Raw genomic sequence first — 24,737 nt, 5'->3', positions numbered from 1 at the left:
ACCTCTTAATAATGTTGTTTCAAATAAATTAATAAGACAGATATATCAGCAGGATTAATCCCTGATATTCTTGATGCTTGAGCAATTGTCAAGGGTCTTATTTGAGAAAGTTTCTGTTTTGCTTCTAATGAAAGATTTAAAACAGCATCATAATTAATATCTACTGGAATTTGTTTTTCTTCCATTTTCTTTTGTTTATCAACTTGCCTTAATGCCTTGTCAATATACCCTTTATACTTAATAAGAATAGTCACTCTTTTTTCTTCTTCTAAAGTTAAAGAGGTTTCACCAATATATGGTTTTATCTTTGAATAATCCATTTCTGGTCTTTGTAATAATGATTTTGCACTTATTCCTTCACTCAAACGTGTTGAGCCCAAGGTTTCTAATATATTATTAATTTCATGTTTTGGTGTAAAGCGAATAGTTTCAAGTCGTTCTATTTCATTATGAATACGTTCCATTTTATCAAGATATATCTGATAAACTTCTGGTTTGACAAGATGAGCATCATAACCATATTTTCTTAATCTTTCATCAGCATTATCATGTCTTAACAATAAACGATACTCAGCTCTTGATGTTAACATACGATAAGGTTCTTTTGTTCCCTTGGTTACTAGGTCATCAATCATAACACCGATATATGCCTCATCTCTTTTTAAAATTAATGAGTTTTCCCCTCTTAACTTCTTAGCTGCATTTAAACCAGCAATTAATCCTTGCGCAGCAGCCTCTTCGTATCCACTCGTTCCATTAATTTGACCTGCAGTAAATAAGTTTTTGATCACCTTTGTTTCTAATGATGGCCATAACTGTAAAGGATCAATTGCATCGTATTCAATAGCATATGCATATTTTAGAATTTTACAATTCTGTAATCCTGGGATAGTCCGAATCATTTGTTCTTGAATATCATGTGGCATTGATGTTGAAAAGCCTTGAACATAGATTGTATTCATTTCTTTTGATTCTGGTTCTAAGAATATTTGATGTTGTGGTTTGTCTGAAAATTTTACAATTTTATCTTCAATTGATGGACAATACCTTGGACCAATTCCTTTGACAATACCTGAATACATACTGCATTTATGTAAATTATCTTTTATAATCTTGTGTGTATCTTCATTTGTATATGTTAAATAACAAGGAGTTTGTTCTTCTATAGGAATATAAGATGTTGTTTCATAGCTAAAAGCAAGAGGTTCATTGGTTCCAGGTTGTAATTGAGTTTGAGAGAAATCAACACTTTCAATATCTACACGTGGTGGTGTTCCAGTTTTTAGTCTTTGAATACGGAAACCCAGTTCAGTTAATCGATCTGATAAAAATAACGATTGTCTTTCTTGATCTGGTCCACTAGGTGTTTTTTGATCACCAACCAGAATTTCTGCTTTTAAATATGTTCCTGTTGTTAAGATAACTGTCTTTCCAAAATATTCTTTACCATTATCCAAGATAACACCTTTAACAGTTTGCTCCTCTACTATCAGATTCTCAACCATACCTTCTATGATATCAAGATGTTCCTGTTTTTTGAGAACTTTTTGCATATATCGCGGATAAGCTTTTTTATCAGCTTGTGCACGCAATGATTGAACACCAGGTCCTTTAGCAGTATTTAGCATTTTTAATTGCAAATATGTTGCATCTGATGTTTTTCCCATTTGTCCGCCTAAAGCATCAATTTCTCTGACTATTATCCCTTTTGCAGGACCTCCAATTGATGTATTACATGGTAATGAACCGACATTTTCAAAATGGGATGTTATTAATAAAGTTTTCATACCAATTCTAGCAGGAGCTAAACATGCTTCAATGCCAGCATGACCTCCTCCAACAACTATAACATCATACATAATTTTCTCACTCCTTAATTGCTATTCAATATTAGCACAAATCAATAATATTATCAATTTTATTTGATTTATGCTATAATGAATTGAGGTGAGTTTATGAATCCAAAAGATATCTTAAATAAATATTATCATTTTGCAGTTATTGGTGTTTCTCCAAATAAAGAAAAATTTGGTTATAAAATCTATCAAAGATTAAAAGAACGTGGTTATGATACTTATGGTGTTTCACCTTTATATGACAATGTTGACAATAATCTACTCTATTCATCTTTAGAAGATATTGAAAATCCAATTGATGTTGTTGTTTTTGTCACCAAAAAGGAACATGCATATGATTATGTAGATGAAATGACAGGTTTAGGAATCCATTATGCATGGATGCAACCTCACACATATGATAACGAACTATTAGAATATATGAAAAGTGTTGGTATAACACCTATACTTGCATGTATTCTTGTTGAAACTTCTTAATGATAAGAAGTTTTTTTTGTATTATGATATACTAAAGATAGGAGGGGTAATCTTATGAAATATTTAAAAATCTATCTACATAATTATTTTCTCATTTATCTTATTTTATCAGTATTTGCATTTTTCTTTATGTTTTTCTATCAAATCTATACTTTCTTTATTATTCTTTTTCTCATCTGGTACAATTACTTTCTGCATAAGAAGAAAAAACTGACAATAGATATTTTTCATTTTAACTATGTTATCTCATTTTTATCGCTATTAGTATTATGTATCTGCTTGCTTCTTTCACAAGGATATTATACAAGTCCTTTTTGGATACCACTTTATATCATCCTAGCACCTTTTGCACCACTATTTTTCTCTTTTCAGTTTTTTGGTCTTTTCATAGAAGCTTTTATAGTTATTCTCATTCTCTTATTTGCTAATTGTCTCTTCAGCTTTCTTTATTTAAAACCAAAAATAGATTATAAAAAAATGATTATATCCTTTCTCTGTATTGGTTTTCTTATTTTAACAACACAGTATGCCTATACCAACAGACCAGCTATCAAATATAAAGGACATGATTTTGAATATATGAACGGTTATTCCAGTACTGACTTGTCAGCATTTTTACCATATGCCACAAATAGTCAATTGATTACTTTAGAAGAACCTAGTCAATTGATTATTGAAAATGAGAGTGACATGCCTTATCTAGATGGTGCAGAAGCCTGCTATCCTGTTTACAGTGCTATTGCTAAAGCAGTTTATAAAGATATAGATAAAATTGAAGAACATTATAAGTCAGATTATTCACATAGTAATGGCAAAATTGTATCATTTACAAATACTTCTGTAGGTTATAGTCGCTTGTTTAATGGTGAGATTGATATGTTTTTTGGTGCTAAACCTTCACAATCACAGCTTGATGAAGCCAAAGACCTTGGTGTTGAATTAGAATATACACCCATTGGCAAAGAAGCCTTTGTTTTCTTTGTCAATCAAAATAATCCTCTTAATTCATTAACGACTCAACAGATTAAAGATATCTATCATGGTGATATTACTAATTGGAAAGAGGTAGGAGGAGATTCTCATGATATAGTTGCATTTCAAAGACCAGAGAGATCAGGTAGCCAAGCTATGATGAATTATTTCATGGGTGATGTAAGTCTTAAAGTTCCATTGACATATGAAATGCAATCGGCAATGGGTGGTATTATTACTGAAGTTGCTCAGTATTATAATGAAGATGGTGCAATTGGATATACATTTAAATATTTCTTAGAAGGTTTAAATCAGGAGGAAAATGTAAAGATATTATCTGTTGATGGAATCTATCCAAATGTTGAAAATATTAAAAATCAGTCTTATCCAATATCAACATTTCTTTATTGTGTAACCTTAAAATCAAATGAGAAAGAAAATGTAAAAAAATTAAAAGAGTTCCTGCTTTCCTCTCAAGGACAGTACATTATTGAGAAAACAGGATATTGTGGTTTAAACTAAGCTCAGAAATGAGCTTTTAATTATGATAAAAAAGCGCTTTTTACCTGCTTAATGGTATTTACGCTTATTTCAATAAATATTTTATAGATATATTATCATACTAATCTTTAATATCTATCATGACTAATTATTACCGTTATGAAATACACTTCAACTTTGAAACTATATATCTTCTTTTAAAGATAAACCCAATGTATTTCTCTTATGACTAACGCTTAAATGTTGCTGAAAAATCTACAAATGAAACATCAAGGACAGATATTGAAAATTCAATAGGTTTCCCATTATCTAGATAACCTATATCTTCTATTAACATAATAGGATTTTTTCCATCTAAAGATAATGCTTTTTTAATATCTTTATCAGGTAGTCCAGGTTTTAATTTTTCTCTAATAATTGATATTTTATAACCTTTACTTTCAAGATATTGATAGAAATGTTGAGAAGCTGTATGTGCATCTTCTACAAAATTATCAATAAGTGATTTATTAAAATATGAACGTGAAAATGAAGCTGGTTTATTATCAGCGTATCTAATTCTATCCATAAACCAAACTTCCTGTCCAACTTCTATTTCTAAGTATGTAGCGACATCATGAGGAGCTGGAACAACTCCTGCATCTAGAAATTCTGTTTTACAAATAAAACCATTTCTGTTAATAACTCTATCGATTTTATAGATACTTGTATTAAAGGCATCAGATTTTTCATCAATTTTTGATTGGGGTGAAACAAATGTTCCTATTCCTTTTTTACGATAAAGATAACCTTCATTAACTAATTCATTTAAGGCTTGTCTAACAGTTGTTCGACTGACATCATATTTACTAATGAGCTCAAATTCAGTAGGAATAGCTGTATCCTCTTGATAAATACCTTCATCTATAGAATTCATAATAATTTGTTTAAGTTGATAGTATAAAGGTAAAGGTAAATTTTTATCTATATGATATTGCATATATTCATCTCCTCAATTGATTTTTATTTATTTGATTATACCATTTTTTGGTAACTTTTATAACGTTATAGTGAATATTTATCAAAAATTAGGGTATAAAATACCCTAATTTAATGATAAGCATCTCCCATATCCATATAACACTCTAATATCGCAAGTTCTTCATGATTGGCATCAAAAGGTTTAATCACATACTGCCCTACACTTGCTGGTATAAAGACAGCTTCTGCATAATGAATAGTTATAGGTTCAAACTTTTGTAAAGGACTGATGATTTGTGCTTCTTCTCCTTCTACTAAAACATGAAGTTTTACATGATCTTTTGTTTCAAAGAAAATAGGCTTATGAAACCAGTATCGATCTACTTTTAATAATTCATATTCCATTGTTCCACTGTGTTCTTTACGCCATCCACTTCCTCTTGCAACTTCACTTTTCTTAGAAATCAGATGATTTTTAACAAATTCTGTTTGATACTCCTCTTGAATAACCTTTGCTCCATGTTCAATGTTAATTGGTCGTGGTTTGCCATCAGCATCAATACGTCCCCAATCCCATAGTTTAAAAGTTTGAAAGCCAATCGGATTAATTTCCAACACTAATGTATCTTTACCTGAAGCATGAATTGTTCCACTAGGTATATAAATATGATCATGTGTTTTCATAGGAAAACAATTTATATATTTTTTATCATCAAATTCTCCTGTTTCTTGAGCTTGCTCGAATGCTTTAACAATTTCATCCTTTTTCACTCCATCTTTTGTTCCCAAATAAACACAAGAATTTTCATTCGTATCAAGCATATAGTAACTTTCATAATGTCCAAATTGAGAATTAAAAACTTCTTGTCCATATGCTATATCAGAGTGAACTTGTAAACTCAAATTTCCTCCACCCCATGTATCTAAGAAATCGCAGCCAACTGGACAATTGTATCCAAACCAAAAATAATTTTGGTGCCCTAAAAAGTTTAATGGCTGATATTGAATAATATCTCTTCCAACAATTCTAAACTCATGATCACCAATTTTCGCTAAGGCATTTTGTGCGTTCATCCAGCCTGTCATTCCCCATGCTGTATTTTCCTTATCCAATCCTCCATTTAAGACATCTTTGCACCAATGTCCTCCCCAAATGCCACGGTTAAAGAATGGTTCTAACTTAAATGGATGACTTGCAAAATAATTTAATGCTTTTCTAAAATCATCTCCACTTATCATAACAGGAGCATATTCATCATCCCCATCAATAACATAATCCATATGAGGAAACATATGTCGTTTATGATTATCCAACAAACGTGATTCTACAAAGTTAAACCGTTTTTCTTTGGTTAGTGGATCTTCATTCTCATTATGTGCTCCCCAGTTCGACAATGCTGAGAAATAACCATCTTTAATACGTTGAATAGTTATATTGTTATAAACGAAAATATCGCCATGAGTCATTATTCCTGCACCAACTCCAAAAATAACAACCAACCCTGTCGCTTCTTGAATTTTCTGTTGTGCCAAGACAACTTTATCTAGATCAAAGTATTGTTGAATATCACCTGTTACAAAAACACCATTAATACGATCTTCGGTAATAAACTGTCCTAGTCTTTGTTGAATCATAGCTTCATTGTATTTGATTTCATTCATATCAATAAATAATTGTGGATTTAATAAATCAATGATTTTGTCTTTGAGTTGTTGGTGATTAATCTCATAATAAGAATCAATTACCACAACACATGGTTTTTTAAATGTTTGAACTTGTTGATATATAACATTGAAAATCTCCTCGTATCCCAAATATGATGTTGTCTGAGGTATTTCAAAGACAGGATGCAAATCAAAGTTAGGTGAGCGTGTTTTTATTTTTTCATACATATTTTTATCCTCCTTTTAAATATCCATATAAATTTCTAACAGAGCACATTCAGTATTTTGAGATTTTCCATATGGTCTTATTGTATATTGTCCAGCTGCTGCTGGAACAAAAACAGCTTCAGCGTAATGAATAACCATAGGTTCAAAACTTTCATCTAAGCTTTCAATAATAGCTTCTTCACCTTCAACAAGAACATGAATCATAATACAATCATTTGTATCAAAATGAATAACATTCTTAAACCAATATCTATTGACTTCCATTGGTGCCTCAAATGGCATTGTTCCACTTCTTTCTTTTCGCCATCCATATCCTGAATCTACCTCAGGATGTTGAGATATAAATTGATCTTTTATCATTTGAGTTTGAAATTCTTCTTGAATAACATTCTTTCCATGTTCAATATGAATTGGACGTGGTTTTCCATCATAATCCAAACGACCCCAATCCCATAACTTAAAAGTTGTAAAACAAAACATATCTATTTCTAATGTTAAGGTATCTTTTCCAGATGAATGGATTGTTCCTCCAGGTATAAAAACATGATCATGTTTTTGAACAGGAAAGTTATTTATGTACTTTTCATCATCAAATTGACCTGTTACTTGAGCAGTTTCAAAGGCATCAACCAATTCATCTAATTGAACACCATCCTTAGTTCCTAAATAAACGGAACTGTTCTCATTAGCATCTAAGAAATAATAGCTTTCATAATGACCCCAAGAGGAGTTAAACTCTTCTTGAGCATAAGCAAGAGTTGGATGAACTTGCAAACTTAAGTTTTCTCCTCCCCATGTATCTAAGAAATTAACATGTAAAGGACAACGATATCCATATAAATACCAAATCTTATATCCCAGTAACTCTTTTGGAGCATACTGAATTAAATCAGTCGAAGGAAACTCAAATACACAATGGTTAATTTCAGCAGCGACTGCCTGCCAATCAAGAAATCCTGTGATTCCCCATGCTGTATTTTCTAATTCTAAACCTGCTCCCAAGACCTTTTGACACCAATGTCCTCCCCATACTCCTTTAGAAAAAATAGGAATAGGTTTAAATGGACTTGTTACAAACTGATGAATCATATAGTCATAATCTTTATGTGTTAACATCACAAAATCATTATCACGATTACAATCAATAACATAATCACAGTTTTTCAATATCGCTCTTTTATGTTTATCTAAAACTCGGCTCTCTAAGAAAGTAAAACGTTTTTCTTTACGTAAATATTCTTCTTCATAATTCTGTGCTCCCCAGTTATCCATTCCATCCATAAAACGATTCTTAATTGTCTGATAACTCATTGAACCATAAACAGATAAATCACCTGTGTGTATTAAGCCTGCTCCTACTCCATAGACAACAATCAATCCCTCTTCTTCATGTATTTGCTTTTGTAATAAAGCTATTTTATCTGGATCGAAGAATTCCTGTATCTTCGCAAAACTAAAAACACCATTCACTCTATCATCTGTTATAAAGCAATGAAATTTCTTTGATATCACTTCTTCTGGATATTTTGCTTCATCTACACAAATAACATGATCTGGATTTAAAGCATTTATAATCTCTTTTTCTATAAGTGTTTGATTGACACCATAATAATAATCAATACAAATGACAGTTGAAGGTTTAACAATATGTTTCTTCAACTCATCAACAATTGCTTGAAACCCTGAAAAAACATATTTACAATCAATCTTTTTCATAGGATATAATTCAAAGTTAGGATTTCTTTCTTCTACTTCATACATATACATACTTACTCTATTAGCCAGAATAAGCCAATAAAGTCATTTCTCCTTTCCATAATAATTTTTTTGTGTTGGCTGTAATCAGGAAACTATCTCCTGCTTTTAAAGAAACACCATCAATCTCACCATGACCCTCAATAACAAAAGCTCCTAAATAAGATTTGGGCATAGACAGTTCTCCAACACCTGCAATAACATATTTAAAAACTGAAAAATTTTCATTATCTGTTAATTTTATTTCAGTAACACCACCATTTTGACGATATTGATAATGTGTATCCTGGCAAACAAAAGGTATTAAAATATTTTCTTTTGCAAGTTGAATATGTGTATCTCTTGGTTTCCCTTGACGATCTAATCGATCATAATCATAAAAACGATATGTAATAGGACAAGGATTACACACCTCCATAAATGTTGTCCCTTTTTGAATGGCATGTAATGTTCCAGCTTGTATATTATAAAAACTTCCTGGCATAATTGGATATCGTTTTAATAGTCCCTGCCAATTTTTCCTATCAATATAATTCTCTAACTCTTTCAATGTTTTGGCATTATGACCCATAACAATATCTCCATGAGAGTCACAATCTACAATATACCAACTTTCACTTTTTCCATGTCTTCCTAAATTCTTCATGGCAAATTCTTCTGTAGGATGGACTTGTACACTTAAATCAGCACAAGCATGAGCAATTCCCATAGATACTGGAAGATGTTCCCATTTTAAAGTTGAAGGCGTTCCAAATAATTCAGGATGTTCATCATATAATTCATTTAACTTTCTTCCCTGATATTGACCTGTTAAGATTTCATTTGCATCTTCTGGTAATCCACTCATTGCTCCTAAGCCTGTAATCTCATTGATAGGCATACCTTTAGGAACATATTTTTCAACATGATATTGATAGACTAATTTTCCATTTCCCCATATTGCTGTAGAAAAAGTCGGTTTTAAAAATATATATTTCTCATTCACTCATTTTTCATCTCCTTCCAAACACTCTATTGCTTCACTTACTGAACAAACAACTTTATAAGCAGCCTTTTTAGCTTTTGGATGACCATGTTGCATACAAAAACTTTTTTGTACAAGTTGCATCATACCTATATCATTTTGGCTATCTCCTATAACCGCTGCATCTGTAATGGGTATATTATTGTATTCTAAATATGCTTGAATTCCTTTTTCTTTTGTTGCATTAGGCATAGTTAAGTCAAAACTTGTAGGTGATGTGACTTTACATTGTAGAAAATCTTCCTTGAATAACTGTTGATAATCTTTTATAAAATATTGAGCTTGTTGAGCAGTTTGAAAAATATAATTCACATGAACAATAGGTTTGTTTTTATTGCGTAAATATTCGTTTATTGAATATGGATATATACACTGGTGTTTTATTTCACTATCAAACAAATGGTAGGCATAAGAATCTATTTCACCAAATATATACATGTTTTCAATATTTGTGACTTTTAACATAGCTTGATAAGACTTTAACTTTTGATATAACGCTTCTAATTTATATGAAGAAAAGGGATATAGTTTTGTGACTTTATGATTCATATAGATTTCTGCACCATTCCAGCCAATACAATCAAAATCAAATTCATGAAACTTATCTGAGATGTTATTTAAGAAGGAATGATGGCGTGCAGTAGCAAGCACAAATAAATGTCCACTATCTAACCATCTTTTAATAGACTGCTGATCCTGATAAGTTATTTCTTTTGTTTTAGGTTGTAACAATGTATCATCTAAATCACAAAATATCACTTTAACCATATCCCTCACCTCATTTATACAATTCCTAATACACCTAAGACAATTGCAATTACTAGATAAACTCCAATTAATTTGACAGCACTCATTTTCTTTTTCTTTAATAAATAATATCCTAAGAATACTAAACACATTGGAATCAGTTTTGGAAAAATTCCATCTAATATTTCCTGAAAATTAATCGTACTGTACTCACTCACATATTGAGCAGTAATTGTAAAGTTAACATAACTAGCAGTAATAGCACCAACAACTGTTAAACCCAAAACTGACATTGCATCTTGAATTCTAGACATTTGTTTTCCCAATAAAACATGAACTGCCTCTCGCCCTGATTTATAACCTTGCATATAAAATAATCTTGATAGGATGATATTGGCAGCGTAGAGAGCAATCACTGCAAAGACAGCACCCATTGCACTTCCACCTGATGAAAGCCCAATTGCAATACTTAAAATAATCGGAGGAAGTGTTGCTTGTGTAACTGCATCTCCAATACCTGCCAAAGGTCCCATGAGTCCAACTTTGATACTGTTAATGAACTCATCAGTCATCTCTGTACCATTACCTCTTTCTACTTCCATAGAAGCAACTATACCATTAACAACTGCACCAAATACAGGATTTGTGTTATAGAATACTGCATGACATTTGAGACGTTTAACCATTTTTTCTGGATCATTTCCATAAAATTTCTTAAAAATAGGCAACATAGAAAGAATAAAACCAGGAGCCTGTAATCTTTCATAACCAAAAACTGTTAAACAATATTTAAACCATGAATACCAGCTTTTATTGACTTCTTCTTTTGTAAGTGTTATTTTCCCATTTTCTAATTCTTCTTTTTGATCTATTTTTTCACTCATAATAATTCGTCCTCCTCATCTTCAGATTGACTAGACTGATTACCTGACTGGTTTCCCATAAACATATAATACATAACTGCTAAACAACTTCCAATAACAGCAGTTGCTACCATGTTTAAACCTAAAAATGTAATACATACAATACCAATTAAAAAGTAAATAATAAATTTGAAATCCTTTAATGTATATGTTACCAATATAGAAATACCAACTGCAGGTAAAATTCCACCAAGTACACTTGCAATATGTAATACCAATTCAGGAATAGAAGCTAATAAATCAGCTGCATAAGCACTTCCTAGCATAACAATTGTAAATGTTAAACCAAATCTGATTACAAAACTTGTCATTGGAGGCAAAACTATGTAAGCCATCTTCATTTTCTGAATATTATTTTCTGCAATATATTTATCACCTAATTGATAAAATACAGAACATAAGATTTCATAACCTGTAAAGACTGCTGCTCCTAAAACACCAACTGTAGCAGCTAATGTGACTGCAACTGTTGCATCTGCTCCAGCCAACATTGCTAAAGCAATAGATGGGTAAGAAACAAATGCCATATCTGCAGTTGCAACTCCACCAATAAGAACTTGTCCTAAGTACATAGCTTGTATGGCTGCACCAATTGTAACTCCAGTAGGAATATCGCCTAAGATCATACCCACAATAGTTCCACCAACTATTGGTTTAGATAAAGCATCTGAAAAAGCAACTCCTAATGGTTGTGGATTCTCAACACTCCCAAGCCAACATGAAATACCAATTAAGATGGCTTGTATAACAGTAATTTCCATAAACTACTCTCCCTTCAATAATCCATTCTTTACTGATTCCCAACTTAATCCTTGTTCATCTGGAATCAACTTAAAATGTATTTTCATTCCTTTTGCAGTTAATTTATCACAATATTGAAAATCTTTTTGAGAAAGATAAATATTGCTATAAACCTTCTGCGTCCCCTCTGCCTTACTAGCAGTTCCAAAAATGATTTCATTACCAAATTCAACACCTTTAACACTTAACTGATAGAGTTGTTCAATCTTTTTTGCAATTAAGTAATAGCTTTTTTTACCTGAAACAGCTTTAGGAATTTTTTCTATTGCCTGTTCAACAGTAAAAATATAAACTTTTTTACCAATTGCATTTCCAGCATTCACAAAAACTTCTTTTAAAAATTCATCATGTCCTAATTCATCATCAACCAGCAAAATAATTGCATCTCCTTGTCTAACCTTAGACCACATTAAAACAACCTGACCATGAATCAAACGATCATCAACTCTTACTAAACTTAATGACATATTTATTCCTCCTTTCTAGAGTCATCGTGTTGTCGTGTTGTCATGACATCTTACATTATTAAATTAGCACATCCAATATAGAATTGCAAGTGCTTACACATGTTTTTCAAATTTTGTAAGTGATTGCCTAGCACTTTCTAAAACTTGCAGACAAAGTTCTTCATTTTGAATATCCGTTGAAGCGAAAATAGCGAGTTCAATAACCATAGCTAAATTCATTCCTGAAAGTAATTTTGCTGAACTTTGATGACTTAATATATAACGACAGCATTCATTATATGGTGTTGCATTGGGAATATCAGTTACAATAATTATATCATCATATATTGCTTCTATTTGACTAAGTCTTTCTTCTAATTTATGTCTAAATAATTCAACTCCTTCTTCATCTAAAGATAATGTATATATATTCTCTTTTTCACCAATAATCATTTCACAACTTTCATAGATTCCTTGACATAAGGATCCATGTGTTACTAATAGTATACCTTTCATATTCTTCTCCTAACTCTTTACTCTCTATTCTTTTCAAGTATTGTAATGATGTCATGTCAACATTATCATACATCTCGAACTTCTAAATGTCAACTCTTTCAAAAAAAGATAGAATAATCAACTGATTATCCTATCCTTCTTTATCTCCAAAAATATGCTCTACCGCTTCCTACAGAAACGATTTCAAATTTTGTATTCGTAGAAGTTCCACCACCAAAATACTTGGCTCCTGATCCTTCACTGCCTTTAAAGATATCAACTTTATTACCTTTAATTGCTCCTCCACGATCAACCACAATACCATAAATTGTACTATCAGTATTTAAATTATGGTTTGAAATCTTAATAACAGTCCCAAATGGGATAGACCTATCTGCAGCTAAGCAATAATATTTACGACCTTTATAAGTCAAGTATGGTGAATGTGAATTATTAACACCTGATGTTGGTGATAATTTAACACCTGATGAACTGTTTCCTCCACAACCATTACAATCTCCACCATATGTTGTTAATCGACCAGTGAACGTTGTTCCCTCATCAATTCCTCCATATCTGATCACTTTATCAACCGGTTTCTCAAGTATCTCTTCCTTAATAACTTTTCTTGCAGTTTCTTTACCATTGGCATAAGTGACTAAATATGTTCTATTTATCTTACCATCTTTTCCTTCTTGTTCGACAGTTCTTGTCCAGTTTCCTGAACCCTTTGTAACTGTTGAGTACTTGAGATTTTCTACTTTTGTTAATGTTTTTGTTTCTACTCTTGTAATTTGGATGAAATCATTTTGTTGAACAATATAATCTTTATCTTTATTTAAAGAATCATTTTTTCCTAATTCAACACTAAGTTCTTCCAATACATTCGTTACTGTATCTTGTTTAACGAGATAATCTTTTTCATCATTGATACCATCTTGTAATTTGATATCAACAGTTGGAATAAAATTCATAATTTGATTAACGGCTCCTGATGATACTGTTGTCAACATAACAACAAAGTATACACATGCCACTGCTAAAATTCCCTTTGTTCGGCTGTCCGCCGAGACAATGATTTCTTTAGCTTTCTTTAACATAAAATATCCTCCTTATTTAATCCCAAACATTCTTTTGGCATTAAATGTTGTGATTCTAGCAACGTCTTCTATCTCCATGTTCTTTAGCTTTGCTATTTCCTGGGCAATATACACAACATTTGCTGGCTCATTCAACTTCCCTCGAAATGGGTGAGGTGCTAAATAAGGACAGTCTGTTTCGATCATTAAATGATCAATACCAATAACCGTAGCAACTTCTTTTGGAACTCTTGCATTCTTAAATGTCACTGGTCCAGCTAATGAGATTTCAAAACCAATCTCTATATATCTCTTCGCCATTTCTACTGATCCACTATAACAATGCATAATGCCACGGTGTGCTGCCTGCTTTAAAATACGATAAGTATCTTCATAGGCGTCTCTTGCATGAATAACAATAGGTTTATCATGTTTTTTTGCAATATCAATCTGTTTTTGAAAGATATCTTTTTGTTTATCATGAGGAACATCTTCCCAATAATAATCAAGCCCAATTTCGCCTAAGGCTACAACACAAGGGTTTTGTAATAATGCTTCAATTTCATTCAAATCAGCATCTGTAGTTTCTAAGCAATCATTAGGACTAATACCTACTGTTGCATAGATAAACGGATACTCTTGTGCAATCTCTACTGCATATTTTGATGATGGTAAATCGTATCCAGCAACAACAATATAATCTACATTGTTATCCAATGCACGTTTAATGAATATATCTCTTTGTGAATATAATTCTTTACTGTTTAAATGAGTATGTGTATTGAAGTACATTTTTTTCACCCTACGGCATCATATCAAAATTTAATAACTTTGTCAAATTTCTAAATAACTGCTTATAAAAAATATGGCTTTTCATCGACATAATTTGCTTACTTTCGCATATAAGCAATATATTTATTTGTAAAATTAACAAATTATTATCATATCTTTTCCACATATTCCATATCTCTAGGTATTATAGACGAGATAGTAGATATTCTGCTGAATCACAGTATTCATATCTATATTATGTGATTTTTTGTCAAATAGAATACATAAAAATCACATATTAAACAAAAAAAGAGCCTGATTGGCTCATCATATATTAAATCATTTTCAAGTAACCTTCAAGAATTGCTCCATCCTCAATCCTAATTAATTTTGTTTGAAGATCTCCCCTAATCATTGCCCTTTCTAAAAGTTTCAAATGTTCAGAGGCAACAATATTTCCTTTACATCTACCATTAATAACAATATCTCCACCTTTGATATTCCCTTTAATTTCACTCTTACCAATAATATCAATCATACTATCACTGTCAATATTTCCATCAATAATACTATCTTTAATAAAGATCTTTGTTGCCTTGATATTTCCAGTAACAGCCCCACTTAAGACCTTAACCATGCCCTCCACAGTAATGTCACCAATAATTTGTCCACAAACTTCTAAATCGTTACTACCATTAACATTACCTTGAAGAACTGTTTCAGAAGAAATAATTGTTGGTGTTTTAACAACTGAAACTTCATCTGTTACAGAAGCTGTTTCTACTCTAACTTCACTTTGTTCCATATTATCAACTGGTGAGGTTATTGAAGATTCTGTTATCACTTCATCCTCAACAACCTCAAAGTATCTATCTAATATTTTATTTTTAAAACTACTTTTTTTGTCCATCTCAATTTACTCCTTCTTATCTCAAACTCAATACCTTGTACCTTATAGTACTATTATAATATAAAACTCTATTTGTTTCAATGAAATCTGTCAAATACTGTATCTTATTAACAAAAAAAGGTTATCACAACAGATAACCTCCTTATTTTATACTAACCTTTAAAATCAAATTGAGTAAATACATCACTTACTGGTAAATTATTCTCGATACTTTCAATCGTATGTGCTAATAGCTCAGCAACACTAATTTGAACAAGTTTATCAAATTCCTTATCTTCTGGAATGGCAATTGTATCTGTAATCACAACCTCTTTAGCAACACAATCATTTAATCTTTGTATAGCTGGTCCTGATAAAACACCATGTGTACATGCTATATAAACATCCTTAGCCCCTTTTTCTTTCAATACAGAAGCACCAGCAACAATTGTTCCAGCTGTATCAATCATATCATCAATTAAAATACAATTCTTTCCTGATACATCACCAATAATTCCCATAACTTCAGCAATATTAGGCTTAGGTCTTCTTTTATCAATGATTGCAATTGGACAATCAAGCAATTCAGACATCTTTCTTGCACGTGTAGCCCCCCCATGATCTGGAGAGACAATGCATAAATCTTCAATATTTTTATTTTTAAAGTATTTACAGATAAGAGGTAAGGCTTGCATTTCATCTACAGGGATATCAAAGAATCCTTGTATTTGAGCAGCATGTAAATCAATTGTGACAACTCTCGTTACTCCAGCCACTGTTAACAAATCAGCGACTAAACGAGATGTAATTGGTTGTCTAGGCTTTGCTTTTCTATCTTGTCTAGCGTATCCAAAGTATGGCATAATTGCTGTCACTTCTTTAGCTGATGCTCTTTTTAATGCATCGGCTAAGACTAAGATTTCCATTAAGTTTTCTGTAACTGGATTCGAAGTTGATTGAACAATAAAGACATCTTTTCCTCTGACTGATTCTCCAATTTCAACTAAGATCTCACCATCTGCAAAATGATGAACATCACATTTTCCCACTGTTGTTCCTAATTGTTCTGCGATAGATTTTGCTAAATCTTTACTTGATGATAAAGCAAATACAGTAATGTTGTTTTTCATTTTTTACCTCTTTTTCTCCTTATTTTTTCTTGTTTCTTTTTGCGTATTCTTGTTCTCTAATTTCTTTTAATATTTTGCTATAACCCTCTTTGTTCACTTGACGGGCTCTTGCTATAGCTAAAGCATCTTCTTCTACTTCCTTAGTTATTGTTGATCCAGCTGCAATATATGCATTCCTTCTCACTGTAACTGGTGCGACTAAGTTTGTATTACATCCAATAAAGACATTATCTTCTATTTTTGTCAATGACTTATTTTTGCCATCATAATTAGAAGTAATTGTTCCACAACCAAAGTTAACATCTTCTCCAACTTCTGCATCACCTACATAAGTCAAATGAGACGCTTTACTTCCTTTCCCGAAGATAGCCTTTTTCATTTCAACAAAATTTCCTAAATGTGCATTCTCTTTAATATGACAGTTTGTTCTCAATCTAGAATAAGGACCAATATCAACACCACATTCAATAATGGAGTCACTTAATACAGAGAATTTAATTTCAACATTATCTTTGATTTCCATATTTGTAAATTCACAGTATGGTCCAATATGACAATTATTTCCTATAACTGTATTTCCCTTAATAATACAACCTGGTTCAATTGTTGTATCTATTCCAATGACAACATCCCTTCCAATATAGGTATTTTGGGGATCAATAATATTAACACCGTTTAATAAATGTTCTTTGTTAATACGATCTCTTAAGATTTGAGTTGCTTCTGCTAATGCAACACGGTCATTAATTCCACCAACCTCATTGAAATCATCAATCTTATAAGCATCTACCTTTAAGTTATCTTCATTCATAATTCCAATGACATCAGTCAAATAATACTCTTTTTGAGCGTTATCATTTGTTACCTTAGCCAAAGCAGCAAATAAAGCTTGATTATCAAAACAATATTCACTTGTATTCATCTCAGTAATATCTTTCTGAGAATCCTGTAAATCTTTATACTCTACAATACCTTTGACTTGTCCATCAATCTTAATAACTCTACCATAGTGTGTTGATGTATCACAATCAGCACTCATTAAAGTTGCCTTATTTTGGTTTTCTTGATGATAATTAATTAATTCTTTTAATGTTTCTTTACGAACTAATGGAGCATCTCCACATAAAACCAAAGTCATTCCTTCTTTGTCAGCCAACACATCTTTAGCTTGTAATACAGCATGTCCAGTTCCTAATTGTTGGTCTTGATATACAAACGTTACACCATCAACAATATCTTCTACCTGTTTAGCTTCATGTCCGACAACAACAATAATTTCATCTACACCTAAGGCTTTTAATTCATCTACTACATGATTAATCATTGGTTTGTATAAAACCTCATGCACGACTTTTGGTTTCTCAGACTTCATACGAGTCCCTTTACCAGCCGCTAAAACGACAGCATAAACTTTCATTTCACTCTCTCCTTAACGCCACTATTCTAACAAAAATTCAATTAAAAAAAAAGAGGAAAGAAGAAATACTTACCTTATTTTCAATATTTTTCTACCTCTTTTTGTAAGATTCGGGTTTTTCTTACAAAATTATATTTATTTTTAAAATATTCATACCCTTTTTCTAGTATTTCTTCATCCAAAGTTAATCCAAAAACGCAAGAACCACTCCCTGACATTAAAGCTCCAGCAAATCCTAAATCCAGCATTTCTGATTTAATTTTTTTAATATCTTCTACCATATCAATGGAAGGAGCCTCTAATGTATTTCCTAAGCTTTCAACAACTAATGGAAAATTATTTTCTTCAATAGCTTCTTTCATCTTGAGTATTGATGGATGTTCAGCTTTTGTTAAATCTAACATTCCAAATGATTTTTTTGTTGGAACACCTTTTTTAGGTTTCACCAGTAAAAGATGACAATTCAATTGACTATGAATAAATTCTAGTTTTTCACCAATACCTCTCACAAGAGCTATTTGCTCATAAATACAAAACGGAATATCTGCACCTACTTCTTTACCTATATGAGCCAATGTTTCTAAAGATAAATTCAAACGAAACATTTGATTCATAGCCTTTAAAACAGCAGCTCCATCAGCACTTCCACCAGCTAAACCAGCTTGTGTTGGAATATGTTTAAAGATATGAATCTTTACTCCAAACTGGATATGATAGCGGTCAATCAATATTTTTGCTACCTGATACATAATATTACGTTCATCAGTTGGCATGCGATAATTATTAGATGTAATTTCTATGCCTTTTTCAATACGATCAATGTAAATAAGATCATGTAAAGTAATAGGTGCCATAATCATATCTAATTCGTGATATCCATCTACTCTTTTACTTACAACATCCAGTGCTAAATTAATTTTTGCATATGCTCTGATTTTCATGACTCTCATCCTTTCGTTGGATATATTTTTCTAGCAACTCCCTTTGTATCAATACCTCCAATACCACTTTGTTTATGTGAAGTATGGCTAATGATGTCTTCTATATCACAATAGTTTCGGACACTTTCATTGGCAACTAAACTGGCTACATAAACAGGATCTAAAGCATGTATATTGATACGCTTTGGACTTGAAGCGAAGTTTGCCCCACTTGCTAATAACATTTCATAATAAGATTGACATGCTCCTGCAATAATAATAAGAGCATCCTTATCATCTTCATACAATCTTGCATTTCTTATTGTTTCAGCATAATCAAGAGAGTGTTGATAATTTTCAGCTTCCCCTTTATCTCTCTCTTTTCTTAAAGCATCATGTCCAGTAATAACTAAAATCTGTGGCTTGTGCTTTTCTAATAATTCATATACATAATCCTTCATTTGACTTTCTTTCATATAATAACAATTTGCTCTGATTTTTAACTCTTTGTATTTTCTTTCACACATGTTAAGATATTTTTCATCACCATCAAGATGTAAAACCTTTCCTCTAATCATAGGTTGTCTTTCAATTGTGAATTTATCTTCAGAATGTGGCTGCACTTCACTTAATTCTAAATCTTCTAAATCACTATCTGCTATTAAACGTAATTCAACCCCTCGTAAATAACAGATATTTTCTTTTATATCAAATATTTCAAAAAGTATATCTCGTTTATACTTCTTTCTTACTACATAATCTCCTATTTTCATAATCTCACCATATTAATATATGGTTATTATAAATATTTTGTGAGTTTTAAATAATCTTCTATCTTTAATTCTTCTGGTCTCTTGTTTTCTTTTATTTGACATTGTTCTAAAATATATTTTGTATTTGTACCAAATATAACTTTAAGATTATTATAGATTGTTTTTCTTTTTTGAGTAAACGCCTGTTTCAATAAATGGGTTAACAAGATATTATATTCTTTATGAATATGTATGGCTATAATTGCACTATCAACTCTTGGTGCAGGTGAAAAAACATTTCTAGAAACGTGCATATCTAAAGAAATTGTTCCTATACTTTCAATCATAAATGTTAAAGGACTGTGATATTGTGTATCTGTCAGCTTTAAAGCGACTTCTTTTTGTACCATAGCATGAATACTTGATAAAGATGCTTGAGAACATATAATATGTTCTAAGATATCTGATGTAATATAATATGGAAGATTGGCAATAATGCATACTTTTGAATATGTCTGCTTTAATTCTTCAACAATTTTCTTTAAATCAACAGTCAAAAAATCTTGAAAAACAACTTCTATATTTGTAAATTCACCTAAAGACTCTTTTAAAAGATCTTTTAATCTTGTATCAATTTCATAACATCTTACATATCCAGCATGATATGCCAATTGCTCGCTTAAAGCACCAATTCCTGGCCCAATTTCAATAACACATGTTTCTTTATCAATGTGAGTTGTCGCAACAATTCTTTTAATTGTATTTAAATCAATTAGGAAATTTTGACCAAATTTTTTTGATGCTTGAAGTTTGTATTTATCTAATAAATATTGTGTATTTGATTTTTTTGCTATATCCTTCATACAATCACCTTTTTATATTATAGCATAAATCACTAAGAACTCATTTATTTTTGTTACAATTTGATTTATAATGCAATAAGAGGTGTTGAATATGGATCGAAGAGAAAAAATTATTGAAGAGATTAAAAAAAGTAATAAACCAATATCAGCAAGTAAATTAGCAACTATGTTAGGTGTCAGTCGCCAGATAATTGTTGGTGATGTTGCTCTTTTAAGAGCAAGTGGTTTTTGTATTGCTGCAACACCACGTGGCTATATTTTAGATCACCAAAGTCAAGCGACTACGTATACAATTGCTGTTAAACATTCTAAAGATGCCCTAGCTGATGAACTCTATACAATTGTTGATTTAGGAGGATCTGTTGTTGATGTCATTGTTGATCATCCTATTTATGGTCAACTGACTGGTAAATTGCATCTTTCATCTCGCTATGATATTGATCAATTTCTTAAAAAAGTAAGTCATGAAAAAGCTAAACCATTAAGCCAATTAACAGATGGTTTACATCTTCATACTATCGAATGTCAAAATGAAGATACTTATCAAAGAATAATTGACTCGCTTCATAAAAAAGGTTATCTCTTTACAAAATAACAAACTCTAAGATAACAGTTCTCCCTAGTTTGATAATATTTATTTAAAAGAAGATCTTAAATTAAACTATACCCTATAGAATGGACACGAAATAAAAAAGCGTGTCATCTATAGGGTATTTTTGTATACTTAAAGAAAGGATGTGTTAAAAATGGGAAGAAATTATTTTACTGATGAACAAATAGATGAATTCAAAAAAAATAAGTATATTAAAAGTATCACAAAAGCTAATATTACTTTTACTAAGGAATTCAAACAAAAATTTTATGGATTATTACTTGATGGGATTGGACCATCTCATGCATTATCTCAACTAGGAATTAATTATAGAACATTGGGAAAAAGAAGAGTTGATCAGTTGGCTCATCGTATAAGAATACAAGCACAACGTGAAGAAGGATTTGATAGAAAAAAGGGCAGGCATGTAGGCAGACCAAAGAAATTAACTTTTGATTCACCTGAAGAAGAAATTAAATACTTAAAGGATCAATTAGAATATCAAAAACAGGAGATTGAATTTCTAAAAAAGCTAGAAGCACTGGAAAAGAAATACCAATAGTTCCAGTGCAAGAAAGATTTAAGATTATTTATGAGATGTCATTAAAGGGAAGATTGGATATTCAGTATATGTGTCAAATAGCGCATGTATCACGCTCAGGATATTATGCATATGTAAAAAGATTAAAATATCCTTCATCTAAGGAGCTGCAAGATCATTTTGATTTCCAAATGATTAAAGCAGCATATGAATATAAATCATGGAAAAAAGGTGCAAAACAAATCAGGATGCGTATAGAGAGAGATTATGGAATTATTATGAATCTTAAGAAGATCCGTAGGTTAATGAAAAAATATAATCTTGTTTGTCCTCTAAGAAAAAGGAATCCAATAAAAGCAATGATAAAAGCTCAACAGAGTCATCGAATATATAAGAATGTAATAAATAGAGATTTTTTACAAGGCAAGTCTAAGAAAGTATTGTTAACAGATATTACTTATCTTACATATGCGAATGGTAAGAGAGCTTATCTATCAGTCATTAAAGATGCATCTACCAGGATGATCTTATCATGGCAATTATCATTAACACTGGATTTAAGATTCGTTATCAATACAGTAAATGAAATCCTAGATTTCTATAAAGGAGAATTAGATTTAAATGTCATTATCCATTCAGATCAAGGAGTTCATTATACAAGCATTGCATATCAGGAACTATTAAAAGGAAATGGGATAACCCAATCAATGTCAAGAAGAGGGAACTGTTGGGATAATGCGCCACAAGAATCATTTTTCGCTATATTAAAAACAGAAAGTGAATTACATAAATGTACAAGTTATGAGAAATTAGTGAATACAATTATTGAATATATAAAATATTACAATTATGACAGACCGCAATGGTCACTCAATAGAATGACACCATATGAATATGATAGGTACCTAACTAAGAGAAGACACTTATTATTACCATCAACTTATATCAAATCACAAATTATATATGCATAGAAAAAGCCATGAATTTTCATTCATGACTTATACACCCTTTTTATTTATGTGTCCTTGACATAGGGTATAGTTTAAATTTTAGATCTTCTTTTTCTATAAATTTATTTGTGCTTTAAAACTTTTTCTTGAAAACGAATATAATCAATATCATTAATAATCATATCAAATAAATAATCTAATTGTTGAGATGAGCATGTTTTTAACCATTCTAAGTTGTCTACTCTGTATTTCTTCTTAACTAACTGACATGCTCTTTTCAAATTTTCTTCTCTTTTACCTTGTTCAATTCCCTTTTCAATTCCTTGTTCAATTCCTTGTTCAAGCCCTTTTTCAAGCCCTTGTTCAAACCCTTTTCTTGTTCCCTCACCTATCTTAGATTCTGCCCATAGTCTATCCCTTTGTATCGCTTTATAATAGATATACTCCTCTAATGAGATAAACCTATCATAGAGTTCCACTGCTTCCTTTGCTACCTCACTTGTCTGTTCCTCCTTATGATTATCCTCCTGCTCAAACAATCTCATTAACTGATAAAAATCACTTCTTGCCAATTCCATACTTACCTCCTCCATTTTCTTAGTCTGTAAAAAACTCATCACAATCAGTCCATTATACAGTTCCTTCTCATACTTCCCATCAATCAGTTCTACCTCATGCCAGAGATGTTCAAAATTCCTTATCGGATTTCCCGTATAGATAATAAGAGAATGAACCTTTCTCATATCCTGATACTGTACTCCCTCCTGTATCTGCAGATCTATCATACTCATTGTATAAATCTGAAACCTCGCCAGCTCTGCTGCTGAGATATAGCCATTCTGCATCTCAATGTTATAGAGATTTCCTAAATGATCCTTGAGTGTAATATCCAGGACATATTTCTTGCCATCCTTATGAGAGGGATACCTCTCAGAATTGATAACATCAACAGTTTTCAATTCCAATCCCGATAAATGCTCAGCAATGCATAATCGCACCATCGGACTGTGAATCAAAAGATAGTGAAAAAAATAATCAGTACAAAAAGAAATAACCTGTTCATCCATATGAATACCTTCTTTCCAGGAGAAAAACCCTCCTACTTCTATATTCATAAAAAGAAGTCCATTTTTCTTTTTTTATTTACACTTTTTTCAACTTTTATAAATACATTATACTTCGTATAACAAATATATGCAATAAGCAAATAAAAACTATAGTCATTTTCTTTGAAAGAATATCAAAGAGGTAAACTCATTTTATACTATTATTTAATAAAGATATATTTTTTAATTATTTATTGACATCAAGATATTTATGAATATAATAAGTCATAACATGTGTCATGACACATGTAAATAAATATAAGGGAGAGGTTTTATGAATACACATAAAAAAATATACACACTAACACTTTCAGCTATTTTAATTGCCGTTGGAACAGTCATTCCATTATTTATGCCTAAGGTAATTGTTGGTCCAATGTCATTTACATTAGCATCACACGTTGCAGTTATGCTTGCTTTGTTTATTTCACCTTCTGTCGCTGCTGCAGTAGCTTTAGGAACAACGCTAGGGTTCTTAATCGCAGGTTTCCCATTTGTAGTTGTTCTTCGCGCTTTAACACATGTTGTTTGGGCTCTTGTAGGATCTTTGTATGTACAAAAACATCCAGAAACTTTTCAATCACCTGAAAAATCAATTCTCTTTAACTTATGTATTGCCTTATTACATGCAATTGGTGAAATGATTGTTGTCGTTCCATTCTATTGGGGTACTGGTATGGATATGCAAACATTCTGTTATATGGTCTTTGGACTTGTTGGTTTAGGTACAATCATTCATAGTTCTGTTGATTTTATGATTTCATTAGTGACATGGAAGGTACTGAGCAAAAATTCTAGTATTGCAAATATTTCTAATGTTAAAAATGTATATTTAATTAAAAATGCATAATAAAAAGCAGTAGGTATCAGAATATTG

The 24,737-nt window shown here is 31.2% G+C and carries 25 protein-coding genes; 6 read left to right on the top strand and 19 right to left on the bottom strand.

The window, feature by feature from the left end; translation table 11 throughout:
* Positions 1-5: 5 nt before the first annotated feature.
* The gene (gene mnmG, locus GQF29_RS08830) at positions 6-1,859 is read right to left on the bottom strand and encodes a tRNA uridine-5-carboxymethylaminomethyl(34) synthesis enzyme MnmG (RefSeq protein ID WP_054689343.1); all 1,854 of its coding nucleotides are present in this window, start codon (positions 1,857-1,859) and stop codon (positions 6-8) included.
* Positions 1,860-1,955: 96 nt separating this feature from the next.
* On the opposite strand from mnmG, the gene GQF29_RS08825 reads away from it, so the two are divergent.
* Positions 1,956-2,333 (top strand): CoA-binding protein, encoded by a 378-nt coding sequence (locus GQF29_RS08825; protein ID WP_054689345.1) that lies wholly within the window; start codon positions 1,956-1,958, stop codon positions 2,331-2,333.
* 54 nt (positions 2,334-2,387) lie between these two features.
* On the top strand, positions 2,388-3,827 hold the full coding sequence (locus tag GQF29_RS08820; RefSeq protein ID WP_054689347.1) for a PstS family phosphate ABC transporter substrate-binding protein: 1,440 nt from the start codon (positions 2,388-2,390) through the stop codon (positions 3,825-3,827).
* Between the two features lie 208 nt (positions 3,828-4,035).
* Here GQF29_RS08820 and GQF29_RS08815 read toward each other — a convergent pair whose 3' ends face one another.
* The 17 genes from GQF29_RS08815 to rsmA all read right to left on the bottom strand — a co-directional run bounded on the left by GQF29_RS08815 (position 4,036) and on the right by rsmA (position 20,671).
* Positions 4,036-4,785 carry a GntR family transcriptional regulator gene (locus GQF29_RS08815; RefSeq protein ID WP_054325172.1) on the bottom strand — a complete coding sequence of 250 codons (750 nt, stop codon included), beginning with the start codon at positions 4,783-4,785 and terminating at the stop codon, positions 4,036-4,038.
* Positions 4,786-4,895: 110 nt separating this feature from the next.
* On the bottom strand, positions 4,896-6,659 hold the full coding sequence (locus tag GQF29_RS08810) for a class I mannose-6-phosphate isomerase (protein ID WP_117598832.1): 1,764 nt from the start codon (positions 6,657-6,659) through the stop codon (positions 4,896-4,898).
* 15 nt (positions 6,660-6,674) lie between these two features.
* Positions 6,675-8,420 (bottom strand): class I mannose-6-phosphate isomerase, encoded by a 1,746-nt coding sequence (locus GQF29_RS08805; RefSeq protein WP_147331645.1) that lies wholly within the window; start codon positions 8,418-8,420, stop codon positions 6,675-6,677.
* A gap of 16 nt (positions 8,421-8,436) precedes the next feature.
* A complete protein-coding gene (locus GQF29_RS08800; RefSeq protein ID WP_117598830.1) occupies positions 8,437-9,399 on the bottom strand; it encodes a class I mannose-6-phosphate isomerase in 963 nt (320 codons plus the stop codon).
* On the bottom strand, positions 9,400-10,206 hold the full coding sequence (locus tag GQF29_RS08795) for an HAD-IIB family hydrolase (RefSeq protein ID WP_054689369.1): 807 nt from the start codon (positions 10,204-10,206) through the stop codon (positions 9,400-9,402).
* A 14-nt stretch (positions 10,207-10,220) separates the two neighbouring features.
* Entirely contained in the window at positions 10,221-11,069 is an 849-nt protein-coding gene (locus GQF29_RS08790) for a PTS system mannose/fructose/sorbose family transporter subunit IID (RefSeq protein WP_117598829.1), read from the bottom strand.
* A complete protein-coding gene (locus tag GQF29_RS08785; protein ID WP_054325180.1) occupies positions 11,066-11,869 on the bottom strand; it encodes a PTS mannose/fructose/sorbose/N-acetylgalactosamine transporter subunit IIC in 804 nt (267 codons plus the stop codon). The genes GQF29_RS08790 and GQF29_RS08785 overlap by 4 nt, the downstream gene beginning before the upstream one ends.
* Before the next feature lie 3 nt (positions 11,870-11,872).
* The gene (locus GQF29_RS08780; protein ID WP_160340792.1) at positions 11,873-12,376 is read right to left on the bottom strand and encodes a PTS sugar transporter subunit IIB; all 504 of its coding nucleotides are present in this window, start codon (positions 12,374-12,376) and stop codon (positions 11,873-11,875) included.
* Between the two features lie 93 nt (positions 12,377-12,469).
* Entirely contained in the window at positions 12,470-12,871 is a 402-nt protein-coding gene (locus GQF29_RS08775) for a PTS sugar transporter subunit IIA (protein ID WP_054325182.1), read from the bottom strand.
* Positions 12,872-13,011: 140 nt separating this feature from the next.
* A complete protein-coding gene (locus tag GQF29_RS08770; protein ID WP_008788938.1) occupies positions 13,012-13,950 on the bottom strand; it encodes a G5 domain-containing protein in 939 nt (312 codons plus the stop codon).
* A 12-nt stretch (positions 13,951-13,962) separates the two neighbouring features.
* Entirely contained in the window at positions 13,963-14,721 is a 759-nt protein-coding gene (locus GQF29_RS08765) for a TatD family hydrolase (protein ID WP_054689373.1), read from the bottom strand.
* 313 nt (positions 14,722-15,034) lie between these two features.
* Positions 15,035-15,610 (bottom strand): bactofilin family protein, encoded by a 576-nt coding sequence (locus tag GQF29_RS08760; protein WP_160340791.1) that lies wholly within the window; start codon positions 15,608-15,610, stop codon positions 15,035-15,037.
* A gap of 152 nt (positions 15,611-15,762) precedes the next feature.
* A complete protein-coding gene (locus tag GQF29_RS08755) occupies positions 15,763-16,719 on the bottom strand; it encodes a ribose-phosphate diphosphokinase (RefSeq protein ID WP_008788941.1) in 957 nt (318 codons plus the stop codon).
* Positions 16,720-16,738: 19 nt separating this feature from the next.
* On the bottom strand, positions 16,739-18,136 hold the full coding sequence (glmU, locus tag GQF29_RS08750) for a bifunctional UDP-N-acetylglucosamine diphosphorylase/glucosamine-1-phosphate N-acetyltransferase GlmU (protein ID WP_160340790.1): 1,398 nt from the start codon (positions 18,134-18,136) through the stop codon (positions 16,739-16,741).
* 80 nt (positions 18,137-18,216) lie between these two features.
* Positions 18,217-19,077 carry a 4-(cytidine 5'-diphospho)-2-C-methyl-D-erythritol kinase gene (gene ispE, locus GQF29_RS08745; protein ID WP_054689376.1) on the bottom strand — a complete coding sequence of 287 codons (861 nt, stop codon included), beginning with the start codon at positions 19,075-19,077 and terminating at the stop codon, positions 18,217-18,219.
* A gap of 5 nt (positions 19,078-19,082) precedes the next feature.
* On the bottom strand, positions 19,083-19,829 hold the full coding sequence (locus GQF29_RS08740; RefSeq protein ID WP_008788944.1) for a sporulation peptidase YabG: 747 nt from the start codon (positions 19,827-19,829) through the stop codon (positions 19,083-19,085).
* 26 nt (positions 19,830-19,855) lie between these two features.
* The gene (gene rsmA, locus GQF29_RS08735; protein WP_008788945.1) at positions 19,856-20,671 is read right to left on the bottom strand and encodes a 16S rRNA (adenine(1518)-N(6)/adenine(1519)-N(6))-dimethyltransferase RsmA; all 816 of its coding nucleotides are present in this window, start codon (positions 20,669-20,671) and stop codon (positions 19,856-19,858) included.
* Between the two features lie 91 nt (positions 20,672-20,762).
* Between rsmA and GQF29_RS08730 the strand changes: the two genes are divergently transcribed.
* From GQF29_RS08730 to GQF29_RS08720, 3 genes are all read left to right on the top strand, one after another.
* Positions 20,763-21,266 carry a transcription repressor NadR gene (locus GQF29_RS08730; protein ID WP_017144001.1) on the top strand — a complete coding sequence of 168 codons (504 nt, stop codon included), beginning with the start codon at positions 20,763-20,765 and terminating at the stop codon, positions 21,264-21,266.
* A 151-nt stretch (positions 21,267-21,417) separates the two neighbouring features.
* Positions 21,418-21,825 carry an HTH domain-containing protein gene (locus GQF29_RS08725; RefSeq protein ID WP_054689379.1) on the top strand — a complete coding sequence of 136 codons (408 nt, stop codon included), beginning with the start codon at positions 21,418-21,420 and terminating at the stop codon, positions 21,823-21,825.
* A 5-nt stretch (positions 21,826-21,830) separates the two neighbouring features.
* A complete protein-coding gene (locus tag GQF29_RS08720) occupies positions 21,831-22,775 on the top strand; it encodes an IS3 family transposase (protein WP_243673026.1) in 945 nt (314 codons plus the stop codon).
* Positions 22,776-22,876: 101 nt separating this feature from the next.
* Here GQF29_RS08720 and GQF29_RS08715 read toward each other — a convergent pair whose 3' ends face one another.
* Entirely contained in the window at positions 22,877-23,821 is a 945-nt protein-coding gene (locus tag GQF29_RS08715; protein WP_160340789.1) for a PD-(D/E)XK nuclease family transposase, read from the bottom strand.
* Between the two features lie 313 nt (positions 23,822-24,134).
* Between GQF29_RS08715 and GQF29_RS08710 the strand changes: the two genes are divergently transcribed.
* On the top strand, positions 24,135-24,710 hold the full coding sequence (locus tag GQF29_RS08710; RefSeq protein WP_160340788.1) for a hypothetical protein: 576 nt from the start codon (positions 24,135-24,137) through the stop codon (positions 24,708-24,710).
* Positions 24,711-24,737 lie beyond the last annotated feature (27 nt).

This window comes from Coprobacillus cateniformis (assembly GCF_009767585.1).
Lineage (GTDB): Bacteria > Bacillota_I > Bacilli_A > Erysipelotrichales > Coprobacillaceae > Coprobacillus > Coprobacillus cateniformis.
Note: the sequence above shows the minus strand (reverse complement) of the source record. Positions and strands in the feature narration are given on the sequence as shown.

Coding starts and splice junctions, on each gene's coding strand:
- GQF29_RS08740 (WP_008788944.1), bottom strand. CDS start 19,829: ATGAAAATAGGAGATTATGTAGTAAGAAAGAAGTATAAACGAGATATA.
- GQF29_RS08725 (WP_054689379.1), top strand. CDS start 21,418: ATGGGAAGAAATTATTTTACTGATGAACAAATAGATGAATTCAAAAAA.
- GQF29_RS08810 (WP_117598832.1), bottom strand. CDS start 6,659: ATGTATGAAAAAATAAAAACACGCTCACCTAACTTTGATTTGCATCCT.
- GQF29_RS08715 (WP_160340789.1), bottom strand. CDS start 23,821: ATGGATGAACAGGTTATTTCTTTTTGTACTGATTATTTTTTTCACTAT.
- GQF29_RS08760 (WP_160340791.1), bottom strand. CDS start 15,610: ATGGACAAAAAAAGTAGTTTTAAAAATAAAATATTAGATAGATACTTT.
- glmU (WP_160340790.1), bottom strand. CDS start 18,136: ATGAAAGTTTATGCTGTCGTTTTAGCGGCTGGTAAAGGGACTCGTATG.
- ispE (WP_054689376.1), bottom strand. CDS start 19,077: ATGAAAATCAGAGCATATGCAAAAATTAATTTAGCACTGGATGTTGTA.
- GQF29_RS08770 (WP_008788938.1), bottom strand. CDS start 13,950: ATGTTAAAGAAAGCTAAAGAAATCATTGTCTCGGCGGACAGCCGAACA.
- GQF29_RS08785 (WP_054325180.1), bottom strand. CDS start 11,869: ATGGAAATTACTGTTATACAAGCCATCTTAATTGGTATTTCATGTTGG.
- GQF29_RS08825 (WP_054689345.1), top strand. CDS start 1,956: ATGAATCCAAAAGATATCTTAAATAAATATTATCATTTTGCAGTTATT.
- GQF29_RS08790 (WP_117598829.1), bottom strand. CDS start 11,069: ATGAGTGAAAAAATAGATCAAAAAGAAGAATTAGAAAATGGGAAAATA.
- GQF29_RS08820 (WP_054689347.1), top strand. CDS start 2,388: ATGAAATATTTAAAAATCTATCTACATAATTATTTTCTCATTTATCTT.
- mnmG (WP_054689343.1), bottom strand. CDS start 1,859: ATGTATGATGTTATAGTTGTTGGAGGAGGTCATGCTGGCATTGAAGCA.
- GQF29_RS08755 (WP_008788941.1), bottom strand. CDS start 16,719: ATGAAAAACAACATTACTGTATTTGCTTTATCATCAAGTAAAGATTTA.
- GQF29_RS08815 (WP_054325172.1), bottom strand. CDS start 4,785: ATGCAATATCATATAGATAAAAATTTACCTTTACCTTTATACTATCAA.
- GQF29_RS08710 (WP_160340788.1), top strand. CDS start 24,135: ATGAATACACATAAAAAAATATACACACTAACACTTTCAGCTATTTTA.
- GQF29_RS08765 (WP_054689373.1), bottom strand. CDS start 14,721: ATGTACTTCAATACACATACTCATTTAAACAGTAAAGAATTATATTCA.
- GQF29_RS08775 (WP_054325182.1), bottom strand. CDS start 12,871: ATGAAAGGTATACTATTAGTAACACATGGATCCTTATGTCAAGGAATC.
- GQF29_RS08730 (WP_017144001.1), top strand. CDS start 20,763: ATGGATCGAAGAGAAAAAATTATTGAAGAGATTAAAAAAAGTAATAAA.
- rsmA (WP_008788945.1), bottom strand. CDS start 20,671: ATGAAGGATATAGCAAAAAAATCAAATACACAATATTTATTAGATAAA.
- GQF29_RS08805 (WP_147331645.1), bottom strand. CDS start 8,420: ATGTATGAAGTAGAAGAAAGAAATCCTAACTTTGAATTATATCCTATG.
- GQF29_RS08795 (WP_054689369.1), bottom strand. CDS start 10,206: ATGGTTAAAGTGATATTTTGTGATTTAGATGATACATTGTTACAACCT.
- GQF29_RS08780 (WP_160340792.1), bottom strand. CDS start 12,376: ATGTCATTAAGTTTAGTAAGAGTTGATGATCGTTTGATTCATGGTCAG.